Annotated in this window: 21 protein-coding genes; 6 read left to right on the top strand and 15 right to left on the bottom strand. The window is 70.8% G+C overall.

Translation table 11 applies throughout. The annotated features are described in order from the left end of the window. Positions 1–21: 21 nt before the first annotated feature. The 3 genes from QSK15_RS01015 to QSK15_RS01005 all read right to left on the bottom strand — a co-directional run bounded on the left by QSK15_RS01015 (position 22) and on the right by QSK15_RS01005 (position 3,350). On the bottom strand, positions 22–681 hold the full coding sequence (locus QSK15_RS01015) for a hypothetical protein (protein WP_285792479.1): 660 nt from the start codon (positions 679–681) through the stop codon (positions 22–24). After that, on the bottom strand, positions 629–1,717 hold the full coding sequence (locus QSK15_RS01010; protein WP_285792478.1) for a hypothetical protein: 1,089 nt from the start codon (positions 1,715–1,717) through the stop codon (positions 629–631). The genes QSK15_RS01015 and QSK15_RS01010 overlap by 53 nt, the downstream gene beginning before the upstream one ends. A gap of 76 nt (positions 1,718–1,793) precedes the next feature. Then, entirely contained in the window at positions 1,794–3,350 is a 1,557-nt protein-coding gene (locus tag QSK15_RS01005; RefSeq protein ID WP_285792477.1) for a S8 family peptidase, read from the bottom strand. Positions 3,351–3,567: 217 nt separating this feature from the next. Here QSK15_RS01005 and QSK15_RS01000 point away from each other — a divergent pair, with 217 nt between their 5' ends. After that, complete coding sequence (locus QSK15_RS01000; protein ID WP_285792476.1) at positions 3,568–4,167, top strand: hypothetical protein; 600 nt, start codon at positions 3,568–3,570, stop codon at positions 4,165–4,167. Here QSK15_RS01000 and QSK15_RS00995 read toward each other — a convergent pair. The 3 genes from QSK15_RS00995 to QSK15_RS00985 form a co-directional block, all read right to left on the bottom strand. Further along, entirely contained in the window at positions 4,135–4,533 is a 399-nt protein-coding gene (locus QSK15_RS00995) for a hypothetical protein (RefSeq protein ID WP_285792475.1), read from the bottom strand. The two genes, QSK15_RS01000 and QSK15_RS00995, sit on opposite strands and share 33 nt — an antisense overlap. Positions 4,534–4,753: 220 nt before the next feature. Beyond that, positions 4,754–4,975 (bottom strand): DUF397 domain-containing protein, encoded by a 222-nt coding sequence (locus QSK15_RS00990; protein WP_088986986.1) that lies wholly within the window; start codon positions 4,973–4,975, stop codon positions 4,754–4,756. Then, positions 4,945–5,826 carry a helix-turn-helix domain-containing protein gene (locus QSK15_RS00985; protein ID WP_285792474.1) on the bottom strand — a complete coding sequence of 294 codons (882 nt, stop codon included), beginning with the start codon at positions 5,824–5,826 and terminating at the stop codon, positions 4,945–4,947. Before QSK15_RS00985 ends, QSK15_RS00990 begins: the two co-directional genes overlap by 31 nt. A 626-nt stretch (positions 5,827–6,452) precedes the next feature. On the opposite strand from QSK15_RS00985, the gene QSK15_RS00980 reads away from it, so the two are divergent. Further along, positions 6,453–6,737 (top strand): hypothetical protein, encoded by a 285-nt coding sequence (locus QSK15_RS00980; RefSeq protein ID WP_279519541.1) that lies wholly within the window; start codon positions 6,453–6,455, stop codon positions 6,735–6,737. 99 nt (positions 6,738–6,836) lie between these two features. After that, positions 6,837–7,298 (top strand): hypothetical protein, encoded by a 462-nt coding sequence (locus QSK15_RS00975; protein WP_285792473.1) that lies wholly within the window; start codon positions 6,837–6,839, stop codon positions 7,296–7,298. Positions 7,299–7,305: 7 nt separating this feature from the next. On the opposite strand, the gene QSK15_RS00970 is transcribed toward QSK15_RS00975, so the two are convergent. Beyond that, the gene (locus tag QSK15_RS00970) at positions 7,306–7,995 is read right to left on the bottom strand and encodes a PASTA domain-containing protein (RefSeq protein ID WP_285792472.1); all 690 of its coding nucleotides are present in this window, start codon (positions 7,993–7,995) and stop codon (positions 7,306–7,308) included. A 160-nt stretch (positions 7,996–8,155) separates the two neighbouring features. Next, positions 8,156–8,842, bottom strand: coding sequence for a PASTA domain-containing protein (locus QSK15_RS00965; protein WP_285792471.1), 687 nt, complete (start codon positions 8,840–8,842; stop codon positions 8,156–8,158). A 122-nt stretch (positions 8,843–8,964) separates the two neighbouring features. Between QSK15_RS00965 and QSK15_RS00960 the strand changes: the two genes are divergently transcribed. Continuing rightward, complete coding sequence (locus QSK15_RS00960) at positions 8,965–10,395, top strand: hypothetical protein (RefSeq protein WP_285792470.1); 1,431 nt, start codon at positions 8,965–8,967, stop codon at positions 10,393–10,395. A 126-nt stretch (positions 10,396–10,521) separates the two neighbouring features. Here the strand turns inward: QSK15_RS00960 and QSK15_RS00955 are convergent, their stop codons facing one another. Next, a complete protein-coding gene (locus QSK15_RS00955) occupies positions 10,522–12,000 on the bottom strand; it encodes a glutamate-cysteine ligase family protein (protein WP_279517445.1) in 1,479 nt (492 codons plus the stop codon). 310 nt (positions 12,001–12,310) lie between these two features. Next, positions 12,311–12,892 carry a YceI family protein gene (locus QSK15_RS00950; RefSeq protein ID WP_030331947.1) on the bottom strand — a complete coding sequence of 194 codons (582 nt, stop codon included), beginning with the start codon at positions 12,890–12,892 and terminating at the stop codon, positions 12,311–12,313. Positions 12,893–12,991: 99 nt separating this feature from the next. On the opposite strand from QSK15_RS00950, the gene QSK15_RS00945 reads away from it, so the two are divergent. Beyond that, the gene (locus tag QSK15_RS00945; RefSeq protein WP_285792469.1) at positions 12,992–13,510 is read left to right on the top strand and encodes a MarR family winged helix-turn-helix transcriptional regulator; all 519 of its coding nucleotides are present in this window, start codon (positions 12,992–12,994) and stop codon (positions 13,508–13,510) included. 241 nt (positions 13,511–13,751) lie between these two features. Here QSK15_RS00945 and QSK15_RS00940 read toward each other — a convergent pair whose 3' ends face one another. The 3 genes from QSK15_RS00940 to QSK15_RS00930 all read right to left on the bottom strand — a co-directional run bounded on the left by QSK15_RS00940 (position 13,752) and on the right by QSK15_RS00930 (position 19,296). Then, on the bottom strand, positions 13,752–16,403 hold the full coding sequence (locus QSK15_RS00940) for an ATP-binding protein (RefSeq protein ID WP_285792468.1): 2,652 nt from the start codon (positions 16,401–16,403) through the stop codon (positions 13,752–13,754). Between the two features lie 133 nt (positions 16,404–16,536). Further along, positions 16,537–17,685 (bottom strand): acyl-CoA dehydrogenase family protein, encoded by a 1,149-nt coding sequence (locus tag QSK15_RS00935; RefSeq protein ID WP_030331942.1) that lies wholly within the window; start codon positions 17,683–17,685, stop codon positions 16,537–16,539. A 78-nt stretch (positions 17,686–17,763) separates the two neighbouring features. Further along, positions 17,764–19,296, bottom strand: coding sequence for an acyl-CoA carboxylase subunit beta (locus QSK15_RS00930; protein WP_279517448.1), 1,533 nt, complete (start codon positions 19,294–19,296; stop codon positions 17,764–17,766). Positions 19,297–19,463: 167 nt separating this feature from the next. On the opposite strand from QSK15_RS00930, the gene QSK15_RS00925 reads away from it, so the two are divergent. Next, positions 19,464–20,024, top strand: coding sequence for a snapalysin family zinc-dependent metalloprotease (locus QSK15_RS00925; protein WP_285792467.1), 561 nt, complete (start codon positions 19,464–19,466; stop codon positions 20,022–20,024). A 60-nt stretch (positions 20,025–20,084) separates the two neighbouring features. Here the strand turns inward: QSK15_RS00925 and QSK15_RS00920 are convergent, their stop codons facing one another. Both QSK15_RS00920 and QSK15_RS00915 read right to left on the bottom strand, forming a co-directional pair. Further along, positions 20,085–21,005 carry a hydroxymethylglutaryl-CoA lyase gene (locus QSK15_RS00920; protein ID WP_285792466.1) on the bottom strand — a complete coding sequence of 307 codons (921 nt, stop codon included), beginning with the start codon at positions 21,003–21,005 and terminating at the stop codon, positions 20,085–20,087. A gap of 409 nt (positions 21,006–21,414) precedes the next feature. Beyond that, complete coding sequence (locus QSK15_RS00915; RefSeq protein WP_285792465.1) at positions 21,415–22,752, bottom strand: acetyl-CoA carboxylase biotin carboxylase subunit; 1,338 nt, start codon at positions 22,750–22,752, stop codon at positions 21,415–21,417. Positions 22,753–22,776 lie beyond the last annotated feature (24 nt).

Genomic DNA, 22,776 nt, shown 5'->3' with positions numbered 1-22,776 from the left:
CGGTGCCCTCAGGAGGCGGGCTCAGACAAGAAGAGCCCGCACTCTGTCGGCCAGGCGGCGGGTTTCGTCAGGTGTGTGCTCGGTCCGGCGGGTCCGGCGCGGTGCCAGCCCGGGCCGGTCGACGATCAGGTTGACGAGGTCGGGTCGCCCGGTGCCGAGCACCAGCGTCACGACCGGTGCCGCGTCGTGGTCGTCGGAGAGATGGAAGGCGCCGGCGGGCAGCCGGTAGACCTCTCCCGTCCGCTCCGGCAGCATCGGCCTCCCGATGACGTCCACTCGCCGCCCGGTGGGGCGGATCTCGTCGTCCCGCGACGTGCTCCGCACCTCGTACAGCTCATACCGACCGTCATCGTGCTCCCGTGCCGTGTGGAGCTGGTTACCCAACGTTCCCACCGCCACGAAGCTCGTCAGGTCCCAGCTGTGCGCGTGGACGGCGTTGGCCGACGTGAACGGTGGCACGGCACCCGGCAACCAGGCGTGCACGCACAACCCGTCGAGTCCCTCCCGCAGCACGGGAAAGCAGACGAAGCCCAGCGGGTGACCCACTGACCTGCTCGCCAGCCGGCCCGTGCAGAACCCATCGACGATCGATCGGGTGAGGAGTCGCAACTCGTCCGGCGAGCCCTGGTCAAGCAACAGCGCCGCTGTCTCCAGCTCCTCGCGTGTACGGATCCCGATCATAGAGGGCCTTCTCCACAATTTTGGAAACGTCGGCGTCTGTGTATTCCTTCGGAAGCTGCAGATCGAGTACGGCGAAAAGCCGTCGCACGTCCGCTGGCTCGGGCCGGACACCGAGCGGTACGCGGCGGGCCAATTCGAGCGGGACCTTCGGGCACTGTTCGAAGCTGGTCTGCAGTTCGGTACTCCAGCAATCGTAGTAGTACCGACCACTGTCGATCACCATGGCCGGGAACCGGGGCCCTCGTTGGGTGATGACCAGGGATCGCGAGGAGAGATCCCAGCGGAACGTGGAAATGACCTTCGAGAGCCCGATCTCCATGCTGAGCGGTCCGTACATCTCCTTGTGCCAGCAGGCCGCGAGAATGGTCGCGTAGATCTCGCGCCGCGTACCGTCCCCGTCCCAGGCCTGCTCGCGTGCGCTCGGATCCTCGGACAGCGAGCGGTAGAGACGCGCGTACTCCTCGCACAGGTCGATGTCACGCGGGTCGAGGATCTCCAGCCGGAAGGCCAGTGAGCGGCGGTCACGCCGGGCCTTGTCCACGCACTCGGGCAGGGTCACGATGCGGGTGAAAGTCCCGGTGCCACCCCGAAAACTCCACCGGTCGGTCCGGTGCCGTGCCTCAGCCAACGCCTCGGAGATGGCCGGCCCGGTGAGCACTCGGACGGTCGACACCTCGTCGAGGGACCGTTGCGCCTGCACGACCAGCGAATTCAGCGCATTGACCTGCTCCAACTGCGCGGAGACCTTCTGCAGGGTGACCGAGGACGCCCCCAGGGTCGCCTTGACGTCGCGGTCACTGGCATCGCGGCGCCAACGGTCGCGCAGCAGCGCGAATGCGAAGACCGCCAGCGTCAGGGGGATCGCCTTGTTGACCAACTCGACCGAGACGACGTCGACGATGCCGAGCAGGCTCACCGTTATCGCCAGGGTCAAGGCAACGAGCGGCTCGATGTTCTCCTTCAACCACGACCAGTTCCGCGCCACGAAAACCGTCCCCGGGGCTGTGGATGGAGATTCATGGTAGACGAACTCCATCGTCCGGACAGGCCCCGTGGACCGGGGTACGGGGCCCTCTCCGGCTGCCGGAAAGGGCCCCGCGCAACCGCTTCGGTCAGACGGTCAGGGTCCAGGTGTTGATGTAGCCGGTGTCGACTGAGTAGGTGTCGCGCACCTGAAGTCGCCAGATGCCGTCGGCGGCCTCACCGGACACGTTGACCGTGTACGTGGCGTTGACGTTGTCCGCGCTGTCCGAGGAGCTGCTGTTCTTCAGCCGGTACGAGCTGCCGTCCGGGGCGAGCAGGTCGATGACCAGGTCACCGCGGTAGGTGTGCACGATGTTCACCGCCACGGTGGAGGCCGAGGAAGCGTTGCGACCGCAGCCGGAGATGGTGATCGAGCTGGTCACCGCCGAGCCGGCGTCCGGGATCGAGACGTCGGTGCCGTTGGTGCCGGTGCAGCCGGTGGGCGGCGGCGGGGTGCTGCCGGTACCCACGTAGAGCAACAGGTTCGGCGAGCCGGAGCCGGGGTTGCCCACCACGTTCGGGGTCGCGTTGGCCACCAGTTGGTTGCGGACCTGAGCCGGGGTCCAGCTCGGGTTGGCGCTGGCCACCAGGGCCGCCGCTCCGACCACGTGTGGGGTGGCCATCGAGGTGCCGCTGATCGTGTTGGTGGCGGTGTTGCTGGTGTACCAGGCCGAGGTGATCGACGAGCCGGGCGCGAAGATGTCCAGGCAGGTGCCGATGTTGGAGAACGACGACCGGGCGTCCGAGCTGGTCGTCGAGCCCACCGTGATGGCTTCCGTGGTCCGCGCCGGAGAGGTGTTGCAGGCGTTCGCGCCGCTGTCGTTGCCGGCTGCCAGGCCGTACGTGACGCCCGAGGCGATCGAGTTGCGGACGGCGTTGTCCAGGGAGCTGTTCGCTCCACCGCCGAGGCTCATGTTCGCCACGGCCGGCTTGATCGCGTTCGCGGTGACCCAGTCGACGCCGGCGATCACACCGGCGTTGGTGCCACTGCCGGAGCAGTTCAGCACCCGTACGCCGACGAGCTGGACGGCCTTGGCCACCCCGTACGCGGACCCGCCGACGGTGCCGGCGACGTGCGTGCCGTGCCCGTTGCAGTCGTCGGCCGACCCGCCGTCGACAGCGTCGTAGCCGGAGGTGGCCCGGCCGCCGAAGTCGTTGTGGGAGAACCGGATGCCGGTGTCGATGATGTAGGCGTGCACGTTGCTCGCCGTGTTGGGGTAGGTGTAGGAGCTGTCCAACGGCAGGTTGCGCTGGTCGATCCGGTCCAGGCCCCAGGAGGGCGGGTTGGCCTGCGTACCGGAGATCGAGACGGTGTGGTTCTGCTCGACGTACGCCACCGCCGGGTCGGCCGCGATCCGCGCCGCCGCGCTCGCGCTCACAGTGACCTCGAAGCCGCGCAGCGCCGCGCCGTAGGTGCGGGCCACGGTGCCGCCGTGGCGGCCGGAGAGCCGCTTCGCGGTGTCGCCGACCCGGTCCCGGGCCACGGCGCTGTCCTTGAGTACGACGATGTAGCTGTCCGGCACGGCGGTGGCTCCGCCGGCGGCCCGAACCACACCGACGGGTTCGGCGGCCAGGGCCGGGGTGCCGACGGCCAACACTGTCGCCGCGGCCACCCCGATCAGCACGGACCTTCGTGGAAGACCCATCTCCTACCTCCCTCTGACCGGCGGCGGAACGTGACCACCGGTCCCAACATCAATCGACAGTCGCCGATTTAGCTGAGGGTAGATCAGCAGGAGGGCAGTTGAACATGTCGAAAGGTCCATAACCTTCGAGTGATGACCCCCTACGGGCCCGGCGTCCGGGACGAACGGGGGACCGGCCCGGATTCGCCTCGCCGAGAATCGGGAAAGACTCTCGAACATGGAGAGTCAGCTCACCATCCTGCTCCCGGTCGCCGCCGTCTGGCTGGCCGCCGGCATCGTTGCCGACGGCCTGCCCCGGCTGCGCAACACCCGCGTGCTGCGCCGGCGTACCGGATGGTTGCTGGTGCTCGCCCTCACCGGTGCGACGCTCACCGCGGCCGTGCTCGGCGGCGGCCTGTTCAGCGCGGGCACCGCGCCGGTCGACCGGGCCGCCGCCGGGCTCACCCTCGCCGCTGGCCCGGCGCTCGTGGCGACGGTCTGCTCCGTACGACGGATCCGCCGGCTGCGTGCCGGTGCCGGCGCGTTCGCCAGCGCCCCCGCCACCCCCGCGCCGCACGGGCTGCGCGCCGCGGCGGCCCACCCGCTCGTCGGGCTGCCACTACAGGTCACCGCCCTGGCCACCGTGCCGGGACTGGTCGCGGCAGCCGGCACCGACCTCGGCGCCGACCCCGGGATCACCGGACCGGCGATCACCGTCGGCGCGGTCGCGGTGATCGCCATCGGGGTCCGGCACGCACTGCGGCACAATCGCCTCGCCGAGCGGGCCCGACCGGCCGCCGTACGGTCAGCGCGGACGGCTGGCGCTCTGCACGTATAGCAACTCCAGGATCGACCTGGTCGCCTCGAACCAGCGATCCAGCCAGTCCTGCGAGGGCACGGTGCCCTTCGGCGGCAGCTCCATCAGCAGGCCACGCAGCAACGGGTGGTCAGCCAGGGACTGGGGCGGCTCCATCGGCCAGCCGCTCGGTGGGAACGACGGCTCGATCAGCGGGTTCGGGTCCAGTGAGGGCAGCGAGAGCGGGGGATCCGTCGTCTCGGCGGTGCCCTCACGCCCGTTCAACTCCTGGTCGGTCGAGACCACCTCGGTCAGAACCGTGTCCCGACGAGCGCCGCGGTACTTGCCACCGAACCGCTCCGGCTTCGCCGGGCCGTTGGTGAGATTCTCTGAACCGATCGTCGTCATCCGTCTCGCCTACTCGCTCGGTTGCGGGTCGATGCGGCGGGTCGTCGACCAGCGCCGTACCGACCGGTTCAACGAGACGGGGGCGCAGTGGCGACGGGAATCCCGACGGAACCTCGCCGACCCCCGCCGGGACCCGCGACCGTCCGCCGTACGTGCCGGGGACGGACACGGCGAAAGTCCCCGTCCGGCGAACCGGACGGGGACTTCACTGACCACTCGGTCAGACCGCGCCGAACACACCACCGCGGGTGCCGGCGACGAAGGCGTGCCAGTCGCCTGGCGCGAAGACCAGGGCGGGGCCCGCCTTGTCCTTCGAGTCCCGCACTCCAACCGCCCCCGTCACGTACGCCACCTCCACGCAGTTGTCACAGTTCGGCCCGCTCTTCGAGCTCTTGAACCACGCTGCCTGCGTCAGGTCCACCGGGAACCCTTTGGTCGCCATTTCCACAACGGCTCCTCTGCCAGTTTTGCGATGTGTGCGACGGACTCCTCCGGACGTATGGCCGCAGCGCGGATGTGATCGAAGATGAAGCTGTACTTCTGTAGTTCGTCGCTCTTCTCGAGGAAGAGCCCACCCGTGGCGTTCTCCGCGTACACAACATCCGGATCACCGGGCTCAGGGAAGCTGAGGATCGTGAACGTGCCGTCCATGCCGGCGTGCGCACCCACCTCGAAGGGCAGGATCTGCAGCGTCACGTTCGGCAACTCGGCCACCTCGACCAACCGTCTGAGTTGGCCGCGCATCACCTCGTCCCCGCCCACCGGCCGACTTACCACCGCCTCATCGAGCACCACCCACAGATCGACCGGATCGTCCTGGGTCAATAACGACTGACGGCCCAGACGGACACGCACCCTTTGGTGCACCTGATCGGCGGTGAAGTCCGGACGAGCGGCGCGGATCATGGCCCCGGCGTACTCCTCGGTCTCCAGAAGGCCCGGAACGACCTGCTGTTCGTACGCCCGGATCGAACTCGCCGCCGCCTCCAGCCCGACGTACGCGCCGACGAGCACCGTGCTGTACGGGTGCCACCAGCCCTTCTGGCGGGCCTCCCGGGCGATCTGCACCAACTCGTCGCTCTCGGCGCCGACCACGCCGTAGATCCGCAGCATGTCCCGCACGTCGCGAGGGGTGGCCGTGGTGTGCCCGGTCTCGATCCGGGAGATCTTCGACGCCGAGCACTCCAACTGTTCGGCGACCACCTCGATGGTGATTCCGGCGGACTCCCGCTGGCGGCGCAGCTCGGCCCCGAGCCGCCGCCGTCTGATGGTGGGACTGCGCCGCTCACTCATCGCGCAACCCGTGACTCACTGGTCCCCGCCGCTGGCTGCTCGACCCCACTCGGGCTACCTCCGGTAACGCGCCACTGGGTGACACCCGCCGGGGGCGCGATCGTCGACCGGCGAGCGTTCGCGACGGAGGGGAGTGGTGCCGGTCCTCGGCCGGCCGCGACGGGCGAAACCGGCCCTCAGTGTGCCGCCCGGACGCGGATGGCTTCAATAGGCCTTTCGCGCGACACGCTCACGTATCGGCAAAAGTCGACGTGCAACTTGCATGAAGCACGTCCCTGATGCACTCTGTCCGTATGGCACGGATCACTCAGCGTCCCGGTTCGGTCCCTCGGAGTGGTGACCCCACCGATCCGGGGGCGCCGAGCCCGACGCGGGTCCGGCCGACGACAACGAGACCTGCTCCGGGGTAATGACCCCGCCGCTGCAAGCCGGCAAGCTGCGGCGGCGGGCGCGGTTCCCGGAAGCAACCGGGTGGTGGTCGGGTGGCGGCACGTCACCAGCGGGTACGGCCCGACCACCGCCATCCGCACCACCGGTTCACGAGGCACGACCCCGTCACCGGCCGAGACGTCCCCCGTTCAGGCACCGCCGGCGCAGCCGCCGGCCGATCCTCCCCAGGAGCCCATGTGCTTCCCCGCACCGGTGACGTACTGCACGTGACTCGCGCGGCGAGTGTCCAGTTCCTCAGGCCGATCAAGTTCCGGGTGATCCGGGTGCTCGACTGGCCGACCTATGACGGCTGGCTCTGGCTCGACGGCTACGAGTTGAACGCGGCGGGTGACGCGGTCACCCGACGGTCGATCTTCGTCCAGCGGGAAGGGCTGCAGCAGCTGCAGGCCGCCCCCGAACCCCGTCCGCACACCGTGCGGACCCGCCGTCCGGTCGCGCGCACCCCGGTCCGGGTGGGCTGACCGAGCAGATCCGCCGCCGGTGGGCGTGCCGTCGCCATAGAATCAGGTACGCCCACCCCGGCACCGTTCCACCCGCTCGTCCAGGACCCTGACCCTGGGATGGTCATGGTCAATCAGCCCGCCCTGCGGCGGCACCACCGCTCCCGTATCGCCTATGCCATCGGACTCCTCGCCCTCTTCGGGGCGATGGCGACACTCCTGGTCCTCGTCCGCGACCCGGCGATGTCGTCCACCCGGCTAAGCACACCGGTACCCGCACCGGAGATCACCGTGCTCGACTCCGACCCGCCGACTGACGACGGTCAGTCGGTCGACGAGGAACCGGGCTGGATCGACACGCACGCGCCGGCCGACCACCCCGGTGGTGCCGACCCGACCGGTCAGGTATCCGGCCTGGGTGCCGGCGGCCAGTCCGACAACCGTCAGGAAATCGCCGAGGCAGCTCCGGCCGGACACGGCGCCGAAGAGATCCGCCGCTCGCTGTTCTGGTCCGGCATCTTCGGCCTGGCCATCTCGCTGGCCGGCATCGGCCTCGTCGGCACCCGCCGCCGGATGTGGTGACAAGAGGTCACGGCGTACTCGTCGCAGTGGGGCTGGGTGTGGTCGGGGTCGTTCCGCTCGGAGGCTCGGCCTGCGAGACGATCAACAACACCTCATCGTCGGTCGACACCGACTCGCCCACCCCCGGCTCGGTGCCCACCACCGTGCCCGCCGGCAGCTCCGACGGGCGGTACACCACCCGGTAGGCCAGGCCGAGCCGATCCAACAGCCCCTCGGCGGTGGCCTGCGGCAGACCGGCGAGCGGCGGCACCGGCACCTCGTCCGGTGCGTCCGTGGTGGCCGAGCTGCTCGGGGACTCGCTCGTGGGCGCCGCCGAGGTGGGGGCCGCACTGGTCGGAGGGGCGCTGGTGGCACTGGTCGGCGGCGGTGACGGGGTGGACCCCGGATCGTCCCGGTCGTCATCCTGCGGGGAGCGCACCAACCAGAGCGCGCCCCCGATCAGGCCGGCGAGCAGCAGCGCCAGGACGCCCCAGAGGATCGGCAACCACCACCGCCGACCACCCTGCTCCTCGACGTACCACTCTCCGGCGGAGTCATCAGGTCGGGGCGAGCGCACCTCCGCCCGCCCGGACCACGGCGGAGGTATCGGCGCCGTCTGGTCGGCCGGCGGGCCCGGCCGGTCAGCGTCGGCGGGCAGGGGGCGGGTCGGGTCTTCGTCGTCCTCACCGACGGGTGGCTCCTGGCGGTCGTCGCTCATCGCACGTCCCTTCCCGAACCCGGACGGGCGTCACGGCCCTCGACCGCCAACCTAGTCGTCCACACCACCATCGGCGGGGATCAGCGTGCCGAGCCGCGCCGGCTGTCGACGGGGCAGAGCGGCGGGCACCCGCCGGGAAGCGGGACCCGCCGGCCAGGCGTCAGGGCGTGGGTTTCGTGGTCGGTTGCTCGTCGGAGGCCGCGCCGCACCAGATGCTGACCTGGTCGTTCCACCGGGCCGAGCCATCCTCGGTGGGCTCCTGCCGGTTGACCTTCCCGCTGCGTCCGGTGACGTAGCGCGGGTAGAGGCCCTCGTCGACCAACTCGTCGGCGGCGTCCGCGCAGCTCTCGCCGACCACGTCCGGCACCTCGGCGGCCGGCGCCGGTCCAGCGACCTGTAGTTGCACTGTCGTCCCCCGGGCAACCGCGGTGCCCACCTCCGGTGTGGTGCTCTCGACCGTACGACCGACGCCGCCACCGAAAACCAACCGCCAACCCAGCCGCTGCTTGCGCAGCGTCTCCCGGGCCTGCTCGAAGTCGGTGCCGATCACCGGCGGCACGGTCAGTCCGGCACCCTTGGTCGCGGTGGCGGAGGTCTGGACCGCCGACGGTGTCGGCCGTCCGGTGCTCGACCGCGGTGCGGTCGTCCGGCCGGTCGGCGCACCAGACGTGGTCGCAACGGCCAGCGGATCACCGACGGGTGTCTCGTCCTCGCCGGCCAGCAACCAGCCACCTGTCGCACCGACCGCGGCGAGCAGCACCGCCGCCAACCCGCCACCGAGCACGACGCTGGCCCGGCCCGCACCGCCACCGGCGGCATTCTGCCGACCCGGGTTCGTGTCCGTCATAACGCCCACCGCCTCATCACCGGCGACCGTACCGCCCGCCGCCCAATCCGCCGCGCCGGCGTCCCACACCGGCGGGTCGTTGCGACTCGCCGCGCCGACGACGGGACGTTACGCTGCCCGGCATGGCCAGACAGGGCTGGGGAGTGTCGATCGCGACGGCGATCGGGGTCGCTGCCGGCGCGGGTGCCGCACAACTGGGCTTCGGCTACGGGCTCGGCGTCATCACCTGGACGCCCACCGATGCCGCCGCTACCGACACCGCATGGGCGGACGGCCTCGCCTGGGCGACCTGGCTCGCCGCCAGCTCAACGGTCCTCGGCGCGGTCTGCGCGCAGCGGCTCCACCAACGCACCGCCCCGGCGAAGACCGCGATCTCTGCGCAGGCCGCTACCGACGATGTGGTCCGCCACGATGGCACGCCGCCCGGTGACCGGGCGACGGAGCACGAGCCCCCGGTCGACGCACGTCCACCGACAACCGGGGCCACCCCGGCCGGGGTGACGAGCACACCACCGTCGGTGGCCGAGTCGCCACAGCAGGACCGCGGGGGCCTGCTGCGGCGGGTGGCCCTGGCGCTCGGTGCCGGGTTGGGCGGGCTGGTCACGGTGCTGTTGATCGCCGTACCCGCGCGGGTCGCGACCGGCGCGGACACCGGCGCACCGCAACGGACGGCCGCCGTTCAGGCGACGCTGGGCATCCTGATCGGCGTCCTCGTCGCGGTCTGGGCGCTGCGTTCCCGAGCCGCTGCCGTCAACGTGACCGCGACGGCAGCCTGGCTCTGGCTGCTCGCGGTGATCTCGGTGATCGACGGGGTACGCGTCGGACGAGGGCTGACCGGCGCGCAACTCGGCACCTGGCAGTTCGACCCGGACCACGCCCGGTACTGGATCGGGGGGCAGCTCTACTGGCCGGGTGCGCTGCTGGCCCTGGTACCCGCGCTGCTGATCGGGGTGCTGGCCGCCCGGCGGTCCGCCCGCTCGGGTGGGCACCGGGTGGGTGCGGCGGCCTCCGGCGCGGCCGGTCCGATGCTCGTCGCGCTCGCCTACCTGACCACCCTGCCGCACTGGTCGACGCTCGGCCCCGCGCAACTCTCCACCCAGCTGATCGCCCCGTACGCGGTGATCGCCGGTATCGGCGGCTCGGTGCTGGCCGCCCGCCTCGGCGAGCGGGCCGAGCGGCACCACCTGACCGAGCGGCACCACCCGACCGCGCTGAGTGCGGCTGACCGGAGTCCGGCAGCTCAGGGCACGGAGGCCGAGCCGGCCCCGGTCGCTCAGGGCACGCTGGCCGACCCGGCAGTGGTCACCGACAGCGGTCCCGCCCCGGCGACCTCCGGCTCGACGGCCGGGACCGCTGCCCGGCGCAGGAAGCCCGACACCTCAGCGCAGACGCCCGGCCCGGACTCGCTGCCCGGCGAGGCGACCGCCGTACCGCAGGTGCCCGCCCCGCGAACGAACCCGGACCACACCGATCCGGCCCACCCCACCGAAGCAGCAGCCCCAACCCCCAGCCCTCGCCGCCCCCGACCACCCCGCCGCCAACCCCCCAACTAACCCCCCCGGGCACCCGCCCGACCTCTGTTGATCATGAAGTTATTGTCATGACACGCCGGGCGGGGTGGCAATAACTTCATGATCAACGCGTGCGGCGGGGGTGGGCGTGGGGGCGGGCGTGCGGGGTTAGGGGGTTGGCCAGGTGTGGACGGGTTGGTTGGTGCGCTGGAGTTCGGCGTAGCGCTGGACCATGTGGTGCAGGGCGGCCGTCCGGTCCATGCCGTGGTGCCGTTCCGCCGCCCAGACCGCCTCGGTCTGCCAGACGGCGCCGTTGCGGCCGGTACGACAGCGCTGCTCGATGATGCCGAGCAGGCGGTCCCGCTGCGCCGCGGCGACACCGAACCCGTCCAGGCCGGCAGCGGCGGTGGGCAGCAGTTGATCCAGGACCAGCTTGGTGACCGGCACGTCACCGAGCCCGGGCCAGTGCAGCACGGCGTCCAGGCCACGTCGGGCGGCGGCGTGGAAGTTCTCCTCGGCCGAGCTGAAGGTGAGTTGGCTCCAGATCGGCCGGTCGGCCTCGGCCAGACCGCGTACCAGCCCGAAGTAGAAGGCCGCGTTGGCCAGCATGTCCACCACCGTCGGCCCGGCCGGCAGCACCCGGTTCTCCACCCGCAGGTGCGGGCGGCCGTTCATGATGTCGTAGACCGGCCGGTTCCACCGGTAGACAGTGCCGTTGTGCAACCGCAACTCGCCGAGCTGTGGCACACCGCCGGCGTGCAGGACCTCCACCGGGTCCTCGTCCTCGCAGATCGGCAGCAGCGGCGGGAAGTACCTGACGTTCTCCTCGAAGAGGTCGAAGATCGAGGTGATCCACCGTTCGCCGAACCACACCCGGGGTCGTACGCCCTGGGCCTTCAGTTCGTCCGGGCGCGTGTCGGTGGCCTGCTGGAACAGGGCGATCCGGGTTTCGGCCCACAGTTGGCGGCCGTACAGGAAGGGGCTGTTCGCGCCGACCGCCACCTGCACACCGGCGATGGCCTGGGACGCGTTCCAGTAGTCGGCGAAGCTGTCCGGGGCGACCTGGAGGTGGAACTGGAGGCTCGTGCAGGCGGCCTCGGGGGCGATCGAGTCGGTGTGCGTCCGCAACTGCTCGACGCCGCGAATGTCCAGTTCGATGTCCTCGCCACGGGCGCCGACGATCTGGTCATTGAGCACGCGGTAACGCTCGTTGGTGGAGAGATTGTCCTCGACCAGGTGCCCCTCGGTGAGGGTGGGCAGGATGCCGACCAGGACGATCTTCGCGTCGGATCTGGCGGCGCGCTCGTCGGCCCGGGAGAGGCTGCCGCGCAGGTCGTCCTCGTAGTCGGCGAAGCCGGTGCCCTCGATCAGTCGGGGCTCGGCGTTGAGTTCGAGGTTGAACTGCCCCAACTCGGTCTGGAAGAGGGGGTCGGCGATGTCGGCGAGGATCTCCTCGTTGCGCATCGCGGGCTCGGCGGCCGAGTCGACCAGGTTGAGCTCGATCTCCAGGCCGGTCATCGGCCGGTCCGCGTCGAAGCCGAAGTCGTCGAGCATCAGGGCGAAGACGTCCAGGCACCGCCGCACCTTCTGCCGATACCGGACGCGATCATCCCGGGTGAAGGCGCCCTCTGAGACGTCCCTGCCCATGTGTCCTCCCGACGGCCGGCGCGGTCGGGATCCTGCCGTCCCGGAAGCGCTTTGTGAAGCATCCACGGTAAGAGCGCCCACCTGACCGGGGCCAGAGGCCGACGCCGGTGATCCGAGGTCGGCCGGCGCGGACGCGCTCGTGGCGCCATCTGTACCCCGTCGCCGCCCTGCTGGACCCGGTGGCGGTGCGATCAACTCGTGACAATTACCACGAGCGGAGACGACGCAGGGCCCGCGCCGACGTACGGCGCGGGCCCTGCGTGCCGGATCATTCGGGAGGATGCCCCTGACACTCCGACGATCCCAGGGGTCAGGCCTGACGGACGGCCTCGCCCTCGATCTCAATCTTGATCTTGCGGCTGACCAGCACGCCACCGGTCTCCAGGGCGACGTTCCAGGTCAGGCCGAACTCCTCGCGGTCGATCTCGGTGCTCGCGGAGAAGCCGAAGATGTCCTGGCCGAACGGGCTGCGGCCGACACCCTCGAACTCCACCTCCAGCTCGACCGGACGGGTAACGTCCTTGATGGTCAGCTCACCGGTGAGCACGAACTCGCTGCCGCGTCGGGACTTGACCCCGGTGCTGCGGAACTCGAGCGTCGGGAACTTCTCGGCGTCCAGGAACTCGGCGCTGCGCAGGTGCGCGTCCCGGTCGGCCTGGGTGGTGTCGACGCTGGCGGCCTGAATGGTGGCGACGACCGACGACTGCAGCGGGTCCTCGGCAACGGTGATGGTGGCGGTCGCCTCGTTGAACTCACCGCGAACCTTGCTCACCATCATGTGCCGGGCAACGAAGCCGACCCGCTTGTGCGCCACGTCGAGCGCGTAGGTGCCGGCCGCCGGGATGGTGAGGCCGTCCCAGTCGCGGGTAACCGCATCGATGCTGCTGGTCATGCTGCTGTCCTCCAGGGGATTGTTTAATAGCCCAACGACTGCGTGAGCAACTATAATCGCAACAATATTCCCCGTGTCAAGCACTGGTATGATGAACCGGTGACCAACGTCTTCGACGATCCCCGGATCACCGCCGTCGGCCTGCTCTTCGAGGCGCACGCCGGGCTGTCCGCCCGGTTCACCGCCCAGCTGGAGGAGCACGGCCTCTCCGCGGTCGAGTTCGAGGTCATCACCCGACTCGCCCGCTCGCCCGGCAACCAACTACGGATGACCGACCTCGCCGCCCAGACCTCCCTGTCGACCAGCGGAGTGACCCGCGTGGTGGACCGGATGGAGCGCGACGGCCTGCTCACCCGCCGGGCCTGCCCGAACGACCGGCGCAGCTCGTACGCGGTGGTCACCGCCGCTGGGATGCAACGCCTGAACGAGACGCTGCCCGGCCACCTGCAGATAATCGATCAGTGGTTCACCGGGCAGCTCGACCCCGAGGCGCTGGCGGCCCTCCTCGACGGGTTGCGACGGGTCCGCGACGCCGCGCATCCGTGCGCCACCGCCGGCAGTGACGACGTCGACCCGGAGCAGAGCGCCGACGCCGACAGCGCCGCCCGACGACAGTGAGAAGCACTGTCACCGCCCGCGCGCGGCGGCAGAAAGACCGGCAGAACTGACCCAACCAAGCTGGAGGATTCGGTCCAAGCCGACTTTCTGCCATCGCATCGGTGGCAGGCTTCCTGCACCGGGGATCACCGGGGGGTGACGGCGCGGGCGATCAGCGAGGGGTAGCACCAAAGGGGGCTCTTCGCCCGCGCCACTCTCCCGTCGCGATCCTCCCGGGCATGCGCGGGCACCCGATCCGCTCCTACCGGGTCGGCCCATCCCGGTCGGCGACCAGCGCGTAGAGCAGGCCCGACTCCTGCGGCAACAGCCGGATGCCGGTCTCCACGCAGACCCGGTCCAGTCGATCGAGCACCGTCGGGTCCGCGGTGCTCGCGGCCAGTCCCACAAGTGCTTCCACCACGTCGCGGCGATCCTGCCCCGCGGTGTCGGCGGCGGCAGCGAACCACTCGGCGGCCAACTCCCGGTCACCCCGGTGCAGCGCCAGGTTCCCCTCGATCAGCGCACACAGCCCGGCCTCCGGCCCACCCCACCTCAGCGTCGGGTCGCCGGACCGTTGTCGCGGCACTGTCGGCCGCGCCGCCAACGGCTCCACGCCCCCGGCACGCAACTCGGCCAGCACCTCGGTCGCCTCCGCAACCCGCCCGTCCTGGGCGAGCGCCAGCCCGATGGTCCCCAGCACCCGACGGCGACGCCCGGGGTCACCCAGCTCGGACAGGGCCTCGATGGCCCGCTGGCCACGGTCGACGGCGTCCGCGTACCAGCCCTCCAGCCGGGCGACCTCGGCACGGTTGGCCCAGCCCAGCACCCGCAGACGCTGCTCCCCGCTCTCCACGGCGAGCCGGTCCACCGCAGCGAGCCGGCGGCGGGCCGCAGCCAGGTCGCCCGCGCGGATCTCGTGCCAGACGAGGCTGTTCTGGGCCACCGCCAGGTCCCGGGTCCGGCCGTTGCGGGCAGCCAACCGCAACAGCGCCTCGGCCTGCTCGCGAGCCTCCTCCTGCCTCCCCACGGAGATCAGCAGGGTGCCGAGCACGTTGCGCGCCTCCAACTCCCCGGTGACGTCGCCGGCCTGCCGGAAGGTGTCCAGCGCCGCGCGAGCCGTCGACAGCTCCTCCGCCCCCGCCCCGTGCTCGGCGGCCAGCCGGGCGACCCCGAGTGCTGCCCAGCCCCGCAGGAGAGGGTCGGCGTCGCCGGTCCGCGGGTCCGCCAACAGCCGCCGCAGCCACTGCCGCCCGACGACATCGCGTCCGCGGAACCGCCACCAGCGGGTCAGGCAGGCCGCCAGCCGCAGTGCGGTCAACGGGTCGTCGGTGGCCGCGTGGGCCAACGACGAACTGATGTCGCTGCTCATCTCGTCCAGCCGGTGCACCGCGTCGGGCAGGTGTGGGCCGACCAGGTCGCTGGCGGTCCGTGCCACCAGGCGCGCGATGACCTCCGCGTGTCGACGCCGGATGCAGGTCAGCTCACCCTCACCGGCCGCCTGCTCGACGGCGTAGTCACGGACCGCGTCCAGCAGCCGGAACCGGAACGACCCGGTTCCGCGTACGCTCAGCAGCCCCAGCTCGACGAAGCGGTCCAACAGTGGCACCGGGTCGATCGCCACCGTGCCGTCCCGGTCGGCCTCGTCGGCGAGCATCTCCTCGGCCAACTCCACCGACCAGCGGTTGCCGAAGACGGCCAACTGCCGCAGCGCGGCCCGCTCGTCCGACGCCAACAGCCGGTAGCTGAACGCCACCGCGTCCCGCAGGGTGACCGCTACCGCGCCCCCCGCACCGTTGTCGGGTCCGCTCGTGCGACCCGTGAGCCCCTCCGGTGCGTCCCAGCCCGGGTGGGTGGAGGCGTCGGCCGGAGTGGCCAGGTCGAGCACCCGGTCGCCGTACCGGTCGAGCAGTTCGGTGAGGTCGAGGAGCCGGCCCCGGGCGGCCATCAGCTCGATGGCCAACGGCAGCCCACCCAACCGGCGCACCAACGCGGCGAGCGCCGGCATCTCAGCGGGGGTGGGCGGCTCCCGGCGCACCTGAGCGAGCCGGGCGGTGAACAACGCGACCGACGGCCACGATTCGAGTCCGGCGTGCTCGGCCTCCGGCGGTGGCACGTCCAGCGGCGCGACCGGCCAGACCCGCTCACCGGGCAACCCGACCGGGTGTCGCCCGGTGACCAGCACCCGCAGTGCGGGCAGTGCGCCGATCAACCGGTGCAGGGTCGCGGCCACCGGTCCCGGGGCGTGCTCCACCGCGTCCATCACCAGCAGCGCCGGCCGTCCGGTGAGCCGGGCCACGAGTTCGGACAGGCGCGCCACACCGAGTACGGACATCGAGGCGGCGAGCACGTCCGGACCGTCCGATCCCTCGCCGACCAGCACACCGGCGACACCGCCCGGGTGGGCGGAGGCCACCAGGTGCGCCACCGACGTCGCCAGGGCGGTCTTGCCGACGCCGGCCAGCCCGACGAGGCTCACCAGCCGGGGCCCTCGCTCGGCGGTCAGCATTGCGGCCAGCTCGGTGAGGTCGCGGTCCCGGCCGATCAACGCGACCGGCGGCGGGAGCGCGACCGACGGGCCGGCGGGTGCGGCCGACGCGGCGGTCCCGCTGACCGCGAACGTCGTCGACGTGACGTCCGGTGGGGCCGGCTCGGCACCGACGCCCCGGGCCGCGGCCAGGAACGCCGCCCGGCTGGCGCCGGTCAGCGCCAACGCCCCGGCGAGCAGCTCGACGGTGGTGCGTTGCGGCCGGATCGACCGGCCACGCTCCAGGTCACGCACCGTCCGCACGCCCACCCCGGCCCGGGACGCCAACTCGGCCTGGGTCAGGCCGGCGGCGCGTCGATGCCCGCGGAGCAGCTCCGGCAGTGTGGTCCGCCCAGCCGGGCTCCGCGACCAGTCATGATCCGGAGTCATGGGCTCGAAGAGTACGGATCGACTCCGACCATCGGCAGTCGAACGTCGGGCTACCGACGCCCGCTCGCCGAAACCCGACAGCCGTACGGACAGCCCGTCCGGAACGACCGGCTGATCAGTTCGGCTGGACCACTCAGAGACCCAGATCCCGAGCGATGATCATGCGCTGCACCTCGCTGGTGCCCTCACCGATCTCCAGGATCTTGGAGTCCCGCCAGAACCGGGCAACCGGGTACTCGTTCATGAAGCCGTACCCGCCGTGGATCTGGGTGGCCTCCCGGGCGTTGTCCACGGCGATCGTGCTGGCGTGCAGTTTCGCGATGGCGGCCTGCCGCTTGAACGGCTCGCCGGCCAGCATCCGCGCGGCGGCGTCGTAGTAGGCCAACCGGGCGGTGTGCGCCTTCAACTCCATGTCGGCAATCTTGAACTGGATGGCCTGGTTGGCGCCGATCGGCTGACCGAAGGCGTGCCGTTCCTTCGCGTACCTGATGGACTCGTCGACGCAGCCCTGCGCGAGACCGACGGCCAGCGCGGCGATGGCGATCCGGCCCTCGTCGAGGATCCGCAGGAACTGCGCGAACCCCCGACCCCGTGCGCCGAGCAGGTTGGCGGCCGGCACCCGGCAGTCGTCGAAGGTCAGCTCGTGGGTGTCCGAGGCGGTCCACCCCACCTTGGAGTAGCCGGGGGCCACGGTGAACCCGGGCGTGCCGGTCGGCACGATGATCGTCGACAGCTCCTTGGAGCCGTCCGGATTTGTGCCGGTCACCGCGGTGACAGTGACCATGGCCGTGATGTCGGTCCCGGAGTTGGTGATGAACGCCTTCGACCCGTTGATCACCCACTCGTCGCCGTCGAGCACCGCCCGCGTCTGCGTGCCGGCGGCGTCCGAGCCGGTGCCCGGCTCGGTGAGCCCGAAGCCGGCCAGCGCCTCGCCGCTGAGCAACCGGGGCAGCCAGGTCGCCTTCTGCTCCTCGGTGCCGAAGCGGTAGATCGGCATCGCGCCCAGCGAGACCGCCGCCTCCAGCGTGATGGCCACACTCGAGTCGACCCGGGCCAACTCCTCCAGCGCCAGGCAGAGCGCGAAGTAGTCGCCGCCCATGCCGCCGTGCTGCTCGTCGAAGGGCAGGCCGAACAGGCCCATCTTGCCCATCTGCCGGATCACCTCGTACGGAAAGGTGTGCTGCTCGTAGTGCTCGGCGATGACCGGCGCGACCACCTCGCGGGCGAATTCCCGCACGCTCTCGCGCAGCGCCTCTTGTTCGTCGGTGAGCCGGAAGTCCATCTCATCCTCCTGTAAGGACGGTCCGCCTCGGCGCTCGTGACGCCGAGGGCGGGTCGCTGTGCGGGCCCGAGCCGATGATCAGACCGGGGTGACGCCGTGCCGACGGCGGGAGAAGTGCCGGTCCTTGGTGCGCGCCGCCGCGAATCGGCGGACCAGTTCGGTGCGCAGGTCGTGCGGCTCGACGATGGCGTCCACCACCAGTTCGCTGGCGAGCCGGACGACGTCGATGTCCTGCTCGTACTCGGCGCGCTTGGCGGCGACGAAGGCGGCCCGCTCGTCCTCGTCGGCAATGGCGGCGATCTTGTTGGCGTAGACCGCGTTCACTGCCGCCTCGGCGCCCATCACGGCGATCTTCGCGGTGGGCAGGGCGATGGTGGCGTCCGGCTCGAACCCGGGACCGGCCATCGCGTAGAGGCCGGCGCCGTACGCCTTGCGGACCACCACGCAGATCTTCGGCACTGTCGCCTCGGAGATCGCGGTGATCATCTTGGCGCCGTGCCGGATGATGCCCTGCTTCTCCACCGCGCTGCCGACCATGAAGCCCGGTACGTCGCTGAGGAACAGCAGGGGCACGTTGAACGCGTCGCAGAGCTGCACGAACCGGGTGGCCTTGTCGGCCGAGTCGACGAAGAGCACGCCGCCCTTGAACATCGAGTTGTTGCCGACCACGCCGACGACCTGGCCGTCGAGCCGACCGAAGCCGATGGTCAACTCCTTGGCCCAGAGCGCCTGGATCTCGAAGAACGAGCCCTCGTCGAGCAGGCCCTTGACGTACCGCCGCATGTCGAACGCCTGCCGCTCACTGGCCGGCACCAGCGCGGCCAGGTCGGCCTTCGCGGGCGCGGCGACCGCCGGCGCGGCCGGCGGTTGCTGGGTCCAGTTCGCCGGCAGGTACGACAGGTAGGTCTTCACGACGTCGAGCGCGTCGGCCTCGGTCTTGCAGAGGAAGTGCCCCACTCCGGATTCGGTGGTGTGCACCTTCGCCCCACCCATCGCCTCCAGGGTGGTCTTCTCGCCGGTGACCATCTCGACCATCCGGTCGGAGCCGAGATACATGCTGGCGTTGCCGTCGACGAGCGCCACCACGTCGCAGAACGCCGGGATGTACGCCCCACCGGCGGCGCTCGGACCGAACAGCGCGCAGACCTGCGGGATCGAGCCCGAGGCGCGGACCTGGTTCCAGAAGATCTTGCCAGCGCCGCGCCGGCCGGGGAAGAGGTCGACCTGGTCGGTGATCCGCGCGCCGGCCGAGTCGACCAGGTAGACCATCGGCACACCGGCGCCGTACGCGCGCTCGATGATGCGGATGATCTTCTCGACGGTGCGGGCGCCCCAGCTGCCGGCCTTGACTGTCGAGTCGTTGGCCATCAGACAGACCTGTCGGCCGTCGATCGTGGCGGTGCCGGTCACCACGCCGTCGGCGGGCAACCCGTCGGCGAGCGCGTTGGCGTAGAGGCCGTCCTCGACGAATGAGCCCTCGTCGACCAGGAGCGCGACCCGCTCACGGGCGAAGAGCTTGCCCTTGGCCGCGTTGGCGGCGTGATACTTGTCCGCGCCGCCGGACCGGGCGCGCTTGCGCAGCTGCTCCAGTGCCTCACCGTCGAGCGTCACGCCGACTCCTCCAGCAGATGACCTGAACGATCGTTAGGCTAGCGCATGACTGCGACTGTCGGCGACCTACGAGCGAATCAGACAGTCGAGCCGAGAGCAAGACATTGAATAACATGAATGAGTGTCGCTAGGCTCCTGACACCCCTCCTCCCGGATTGGAGTCAGCGATGACCTCACGACTCAATCGGTTCGCGGTCGCGTTGCTCGCGACGGCACTCACCACCCTCGGCCTCACGGTCGCCAACCCCGCGCCCGCGTCCGCCGCCATGACCATCTGCTACAACACCAGCCAGGCGGGCAGCTACGCCAGCGTCGCCAACCAGGCCGCCACGATCTGGAACAACGCCACCGTCAACCTGACGCTCTCGGCGAACTGCGGCTCGAACCTGCGGATCTACCGGATCACCGGCGGCGGCTCTTACGCCGTGCGGACCAGCCTCGGCAACGGCCGGGTCTACATCGACACCCAGCAGGCCGCCCAGTACAGCGTGCTGCGGATCATGACCCACGAGATCGGGCACATCCTCGGCCTGCCGGACAACTACAACGGGAACTGCTCGCTGCTGATGTCTGGCGGCAGCGCCGGCACCAGCTGCACCAACCCGTACCCGAGCAGCGCCGAGGCGAGCCGGGTCAGCAACCTCTTCGCCGGCACGTTCAGCGCCACCGACCGCAGCGCGGACATCTTCCGCGACAGCTGGCCGAGCATGCTCACCTCGGTGAGCTGAGCGACCTGGCACGACGAAGGGGCTGGCGCGTGCGCCGGCCCCTTCGTCGTCCCCGAACGCTCAGCTCGGCAGCGGCGTCAGCCGGGTACGCGGGCCGGCCCGCAACACACCCGACGGCAGCTTCTTGCCGAGCAGCTCCTCGGCCAACTCCGCCACCTCGATGAGGGCCGCAAGGTCGATGCCTGTGTCGATGCCCATGTCGTGCAGCATGTGCACGGCCTCCTCGGTGGCCAGGTTGCCGCTCGCCCCCGGCGCGTAAGGGCACCCACCGAGGCCACCGACGCTGGCGTCGAACTCGGTCACCCCCAACTCCAACGCGGTCAACAGGTTGGCCAGTGCGGTACCCCGGGTGTTGTGGAAGTGCAGCAGGACCGGCACGTGCGCGTTGCGGTCGCGTACCGCGGTCAGCAGCTCGCGGACCCGGCGTGGGGTGCCCATGCCGGTGGTGTCGCCGAACGCGACCCGGTCCGCGCCGTCGCGGACCACGCGGTCCACGATCCCGGCCACCCGCTGCGGGTCGATGTCCCCCTCGTACGGGCAGCCGAAGCTGGTCGCCACGATCACCTCGACCCGCGCCGAGGCCCCGTGCAGCAGGTCGATCAGCTCGGCGATGTCGTCCAGCGACTCGTCGGTGGACCTGTTGACGTTGCGCCGGTTGTGCGTGTCGCTGGCCGAGACCACCACCTCGATCTCGGTGAACCCGGCGGCGAGTGCCCGCTGCGCGCCCCGGGTGTTCGGCACCAGCGCCGAGTAGCGCACCCCGTCAGCCTTCACCGCCCGCCGCCACACCTCGTCGGCGTCCGCCATCTGCGGGATCGCCTTCGGGTGCACGAACGACACCGCCTCGATCCGGCGTACACCGGTGCCGGAGAGGGCGTCGAGCAGCCGCACCTTGGCGTCGGTCGGGATCGGATCCTCGTTCTGCAACCCGTCCCGTGGCCCAACCTCACGGATCGAGACGGAATCTGGCAGCTGGCTCATCGGTCACCTCGCTGTGACGTGGGGTGGGTGTGGTGGCTGGGCTGGCGTCGGCGTGGCGGGCGTGCGGGCGTGCGGGGACAGCTTGTCGTCCACGCGCCCTTTGCTTTGCATACCCATATGCAACGGTCACCGTCCGTGAGCCGGACAACCACTGTCGCATCCAGGTAAGCAGAGCAAAGGGCGTGCCCACCAGTCTCGCCCCGCCGTCCGGGTCGCCCGTCGGGTCGCCCCGCCATCGGGCCTGGCCGCCGGGCCAGGACCGCGCCGCCGGGCCAGGACCGCGCCGGCAGGCCAGGACCGCGCCGGCAGGCCAGGACCGCGCCGGCAGGCCAGGACCGCGTGCCAGGGCCGGGAGGACCGAAGGGTCCGCCCCAACGGCCGGTCGGGCCGCGCCCGGGCGGCCGGGTGATCAGCGCATGCGGGAGACGATGGCGGTGTCGTAGGTGCCGGAGCGGAACTCCTCGTTGGTGAGCAGCTCGGCGAAGAAGGGGACGTTGTTCTTCGGGCCCTCGATCTGGAAGGCGGCCACCGCGTCCCGAGCGCGGTCGAGCACCTCGGCGCGGGTCGCGCCGGTGATGATCAGCTTGGCCAACAGGCTGTCGTAGAACGGGGTGACCGTGTTGCCCTCGGTGTAGCCGGAGTCCACCCGGACCCCCTCGCCCGCCGGCTCCACCCAGGTCCTGATCACACCAGGGCCGGGCAGAAAGCGCTTCGGGTCCTCGGCGTTGATCCGCATCTCCATGGCGTGTCCACCGGGGGTCAACGCGTCCGGGTCGAACGTCGGCGCCAGCCCAGAGGCCACCCGCAACTGCTCCTCGACCAGGTCGATGCCATAGACGTACTCGGTCACCGGGTGCTCCACCTGCAACCGCGTGTTCATCTCCAGGAAGAAGAAATCCTCGGTGGCCGGATCGAAGAGGCACTCCACAGTCCCCGCGTTGCGGTAGTCGACCGCCTCGCCGGCCCGCACCGCCGCCGCCAGCAGACGGGAGCGCAACTCCGGCGAGACCGCTGGCGACGGGGACTCCTCGACCAGCTTCTGGTTGCGGCGCTGCACCGAGCACTCCCGCTCGCCGAGCGCCACCACCCGACCGTCGGCCAGGCCGAGGATCTGCACCTCGACGTGCCGTACCCGGGGAAAGTACCGCTCGATCAACACCGAGCCGTCGCCGAACATCCGCTCGGCGAACGCGCGTACCTTGTCGTACTCGGTGCGCAGCGCGGCCTCGTCGACGGCCACACCCATGCCCATGCCGCCACCGCCGGCGGCGGCCTTGACCATCACCGGATAGCCGATCTCGGCGGCGGCCGACACCGCCGCGTCCAGGTCGGCGGCCGGGTCGGTGGTGCCGGGCGCGACCGGAACGCCCGCCGCCGCCATCAGGTTCCGAGCGTTGATCTTGTCGCCCATCGCGGTGATCGCGTCCGCGTCAGGTCCGACCCAGATCAGGCCGCTCGCCTCGACGGTACGGGCGAACTCGGCGTTCTCCGACAGGAAGCCGTAGCCGGGGTGGATGGCCTGCGCGCCAGTCGACTTCGCGGCGGCGAGGATCGCCTCGGTGTTGCGGTAGCTCAGCGCCGGGTTCGGTGGGCCGATGAGGACCGCCTCGTCCGCCTCCGCGACGAACGGCAGGTCGGCATCGGCCTCCGAGTACACAGCGATCGCGCGGATGCCGAGCCGCTTGGCGGTCCGGATGATCCGGCGGGCGATCTCGCCCCGATTGGCGACCAGCAGTGACTCGATCATGTTTCCTCCCGGCGTCCGGATGGT

It is taken from the genome of Micromonospora sp. NBRC 107095 (assembly GCF_030269705.1).
GTDB classification, from domain to species: Bacteria; Actinomycetota; Actinomycetes; order Mycobacteriales; family Micromonosporaceae; genus Micromonospora; species Micromonospora parva.
Note: the sequence above shows the minus strand (reverse complement) of the source record. Positions and strands in the feature narration are given on the sequence as shown.

What these genes read in the sequence shown, in the direction of transcription:
- QSK15_RS01015 (WP_285792479.1), bottom strand. Translation starts at nt 681, where the DNA reads ATGATCGGGATCCGTACACGCGAGGAGCTGGAGACAGCGGCGCTGTTG.
- QSK15_RS01010 (WP_285792478.1), bottom strand. Translation starts at nt 1,717, where the DNA reads ATGGAGTTCGTCTACCATGAATCTCCATCCACAGCCCCGGGGACGGTT.
- QSK15_RS01005 (WP_285792477.1), bottom strand. Translation starts at nt 3,350, where the DNA reads ATGGGTCTTCCACGAAGGTCCGTGCTGATCGGGGTGGCCGCGGCGACA.
- QSK15_RS01000 (WP_285792476.1), top strand. Translation starts at nt 3,568, where the DNA reads ATGGAGAGTCAGCTCACCATCCTGCTCCCGGTCGCCGCCGTCTGGCTG.
- QSK15_RS00995 (WP_285792475.1), bottom strand. Translation starts at nt 4,533, where the DNA reads ATGACGACGATCGGTTCAGAGAATCTCACCAACGGCCCGGCGAAGCCG.
- QSK15_RS00990 (WP_088986986.1), bottom strand. Translation starts at nt 4,975, where the DNA reads ATGGCGACCAAAGGGTTCCCGGTGGACCTGACGCAGGCAGCGTGGTTC.
- QSK15_RS00985 (WP_285792474.1), bottom strand. Translation starts at nt 5,826, where the DNA reads ATGAGTGAGCGGCGCAGTCCCACCATCAGACGGCGGCGGCTCGGGGCC.
- QSK15_RS00975 (WP_285792473.1), top strand. Translation starts at nt 6,837, where the DNA reads ATGGTCATGGTCAATCAGCCCGCCCTGCGGCGGCACCACCGCTCCCGT.
- QSK15_RS00970 (WP_285792472.1), bottom strand. Translation starts at nt 7,995, where the DNA reads ATGAGCGACGACCGCCAGGAGCCACCCGTCGGTGAGGACGACGAAGAC.
- QSK15_RS00965 (WP_285792471.1), bottom strand. Translation starts at nt 8,842, where the DNA reads ATGACGGACACGAACCCGGGTCGGCAGAATGCCGCCGGTGGCGGTGCG.
- QSK15_RS00960 (WP_285792470.1), top strand. Translation starts at nt 8,965, where the DNA reads ATGGCCAGACAGGGCTGGGGAGTGTCGATCGCGACGGCGATCGGGGTC.
- QSK15_RS00955 (WP_279517445.1), bottom strand. Translation starts at nt 12,000, where the DNA reads ATGGGCAGGGACGTCTCAGAGGGCGCCTTCACCCGGGATGATCGCGTC.
- QSK15_RS00950 (WP_030331947.1), bottom strand. Translation starts at nt 12,892, where the DNA reads ATGACCAGCAGCATCGATGCGGTTACCCGCGACTGGGACGGCCTCACC.
- QSK15_RS00940 (WP_285792468.1), bottom strand. Translation starts at nt 16,403, where the DNA reads ATGACTCCGGATCATGACTGGTCGCGGAGCCCGGCTGGGCGGACCACA.
- QSK15_RS00935 (WP_030331942.1), bottom strand. Translation starts at nt 17,685, where the DNA reads ATGGACTTCCGGCTCACCGACGAACAAGAGGCGCTGCGCGAGAGCGTG.
- QSK15_RS00925 (WP_285792467.1), top strand. Translation starts at nt 19,464, where the DNA reads ATGACCTCACGACTCAATCGGTTCGCGGTCGCGTTGCTCGCGACGGCA.
- QSK15_RS00920 (WP_285792466.1), bottom strand. Translation starts at nt 21,005, where the DNA reads ATGAGCCAGCTGCCAGATTCCGTCTCGATCCGTGAGGTTGGGCCACGG.
- QSK15_RS00915 (WP_285792465.1), bottom strand. Translation starts at nt 22,752, where the DNA reads ATGATCGAGTCACTGCTGGTCGCCAATCGGGGCGAGATCGCCCGCCGG.